At 57.2% G+C, this 2,814-nt stretch carries 3 protein-coding genes; all 3 read left to right on the top strand.

What is annotated here, in order from left to right; genetic code table 11:
• Positions 1-1,381: biosynthetic-type acetolactate synthase large subunit (ilvB, locus tag ACIOVB_RS26815; RefSeq protein WP_401272193.1), on the top strand; the 1,381-nt coding region annotated here is incomplete at its 5' end.
• A gap of 2 nt (positions 1,382-1,383) precedes the next feature.
• Positions 1,384-1,875 (top strand): acetolactate synthase small subunit, encoded by a 492-nt coding sequence (ilvN, locus tag ACIOVB_RS26810; protein WP_003176102.1) that lies wholly within the window; start codon positions 1,384-1,386, stop codon positions 1,873-1,875.
• 48 nt (positions 1,876-1,923) lie between these two features.
• The coding region (gene ilvC / locus ACIOVB_RS26805) for a ketol-acid reductoisomerase (RefSeq protein ID WP_401272192.1) at positions 1,924-2,814 on the top strand (891 nt) is incomplete at its 3' end.

The following is a 2,814-nucleotide window of genomic DNA, read 5'->3' as shown; positions in this document are numbered from 1 at the left end:
AACCGACCTGATCGGTATCTCCCGGCCGATCGTGACGCACAGCTTCATGCTCAAGCACGCTTCGGAAATCCCGGACGTCATGAAGAAGGCCTTCTACCTGGCGCAATCCGGTCGTCCGGGTCCGGTCGTGGTCGATATTCCGAAAGACATGACCAACCCGGCCGAGAAGTTCGAATACATCTTCCCGAAGAAAGCCAAGCTGCGCTCCTACAGCCCGGCCGTTCGCGGTCACTCGGGCCAAATCCGCAAGGCGGCAGAAATGCTCCTGGCGGCCAAGCGCCCTGTGCTGTACTCCGGTGGCGGCGTGATCCTGGGCAACGGTTCCGCACCGCTGACCGAACTGGCGAAAATGCTCAACCTGCCAGTGACTAACACGCTGATGGGCCTGGGCGGCTTCCCTGGGACCGATCGTCAGTTTATCGGCATGCTCGGCATGCACGGCAGCTACACCGCCAACCTGGCGATGCACCATGCCGACGTGATCCTGGCTGTCGGTGCGCGTTTCGACGATCGCGTGATCAACGGCGCGGCGAAGTTCTGCCCGAACGCCAAGATCATCCACATCGACATCGACCCGGCTTCGATCTCCAAGACCATCAAGGCTGACGTGCCTATCGTTGGTCCGGTCGAGAGCGTCCTGACCGAAATGGTCGCGACCCTCAAGGAAATCGGCGAGACCCCAAACAAGGAGTCTGTGGCCAGTTGGTGGAAGCAAGTTGATGAATGGCGTGGTGATCGTGGCCTGTTTCCTTACGACAAGGGCGACGGCAGCAAGATCAAGCCGCAGACCGTGATCGAAACCCTGTGCGAAGTGACCAAGGGCGATGCCTTTATCACCTCCGACGTGGGTCAGCACCAGATGTTCGCTGCGCAGTACTACACGTTCAACAAGCCTAACCGCTGGATCAACTCCGGTGGCCTGGGCACCATGGGCTTCGGTTTCCCGGCGGCCATGGGTATCAAGTTGAGCTTCCCGGAAGACGACGTTGCCTGCGTCACCGGTGAAGGCAGTATCCAGATGAACATCCAGGAACTGTCGACCTGCCTGCAATATGGCTTGCCAGTAAAAATCGTCATCCTGAACAACGGTGTTCTGGGGATGGTGCGTCAGTGGCAGGACATGAGCTACGGCAGCCGTCACTCGCACTCGTACATGGAATCGCTGCCTGACTTCGTCAAGTTGGCTGAAGCCTACGGTCACGTTGGCGTACGCATCACCGATTCGAAAGATTTGAAGTCGAAGATGGAAGAAGCGTTTGCCATGAAGGATCGCCTGGTCGTGATCGATATTTCGGTCGACACCAGCGAGCACGTCTACCCGATGCAGATCAAAGACGGCTCGATGCGCGATATGTGGCTGAGCAAGACGGAGCGTACTTAATCATGCGGCACATTATTTCCTTGCTTCTGGAAAACGAACCCGGCGCTCTGTCTCGCGTAGTCGGCCTGTTCTCGCAGCGCAACTACAACATCGAAAGCCTGACCGTGGCCCCGACCGAAGACCCGACCCTGTCGCGTCTGACGCTGACCACCGTTGGCCACGATGAAGTCATCGAGCAGATCACTAAAAACCTGAACAAGCTGATCGAAGTGGTCAAGCTGGTGGACCTGTCGGAAAGTGCTCATATCGAGCGCGAACTGATGCTGGTCAAGGTCAAGGCCACTGGCGCCCAGCGCGCCGAGATCAAACGCACTACCGATATTTACCGTGGGCAGATCGTCGATGTCAGCGCGAGCGTGTATACCGTTCAATTGACCGGTACCAGCGACAAGCTTGACAGCTTCATTCAGTCCATCGGCACCGCATCGATTCTGGAAACCGTCCGCAGCGGCGTGACCGGCATTGCCCGCGGCGACAAAGTACTCAGCATCTAAACCAAATTAGCGAATGGCCTGAACGGCCAGGATATATAGGGGAAATTCATGAAAGTTTTCTACGATAAAGACTGCGACCTGTCGATCATCCAGGGCAAGAAAGTTGCCATCATCGGTTACGGTTCCCAGGGCCACGCCCAGGCGTGCAACCTGAAAGATTCCGGTGTCGACGTTACCGTTGGTCTGCGTAAAGGTTCGGCCACCGTTGCCAAAGCTGAAGCTCACGGCCTGAAAGTGACCGACGTTGCTTCCGCTGTTGCTGCTGCCGACCTGGTCATGATCCTGACCCCGGACGAGTTCCAGTCCTCGCTGTACAAAAACGAAATCGAGCCGAACATCAAGAAAGGCGCCACCCTGGCCTTCTCCCACGGTTTCGCAATCCACTACAACCAGGTTGTTCCGCGTGCCGATCTCGACGTGATCATGATCGCGCCGAAAGCCCCGGGCCACACCGTGCGTTCCGAGTTCGTGAAGGGTGGTGGTATCCCTGACCTGATCGCGATCTACCAGGACGCTTCGGGCAACGCCAAAAACGTTGCACTGTCCTACGCTGCCGGTGTTGGCGGCGGTCGTACCGGCATCATCGAAACTACCTTCAAGGACGAGACTGAAACCGATCTGTTCGGCGAACAAGCCGTTCTGTGTGGCGGTACCGTTGAACTGGTCAAAGCCGGTTTCGAAACTCTGGTTGAAGCTGGCTACGCGCCGGAAATGGCCTACTTCGAGTGCCTGCACGAACTGAAACTGATCGTTGACCTCATGTACGAAGGCGGTATCGCCAACATGAACTACTCGATCTCCAACAACGCTGAGTACGGCGAGTACGTGACCGGTCCGGAAGTGATCAACGCCGAATCCCGTCAGGCCATGCGCAACGCCCTGAAACGTATTCAGGACGGCGAATACGCCAAAATGTTCATCAGCGAAGGCGCAACCGGC

Origin of the sequence: Pseudomonas sp. NPDC087639, assembly GCF_044743385.1 — a bacterium.
Lineage (GTDB): Bacteria > Pseudomonadota > Gammaproteobacteria > Pseudomonadales > Pseudomonadaceae > Aquipseudomonas.
This window is presented reverse-complemented; position numbering and strand designations above follow the sequence as displayed.

Excerpts from the sequence above, each read along its gene's own strand:
- ilvN (WP_003176102.1), top strand. The coding sequence starts at position 1,384 with ATGCGGCACATTATTTCCTTGCTTCTGGAAAACGAACCCGGCGCTCTG.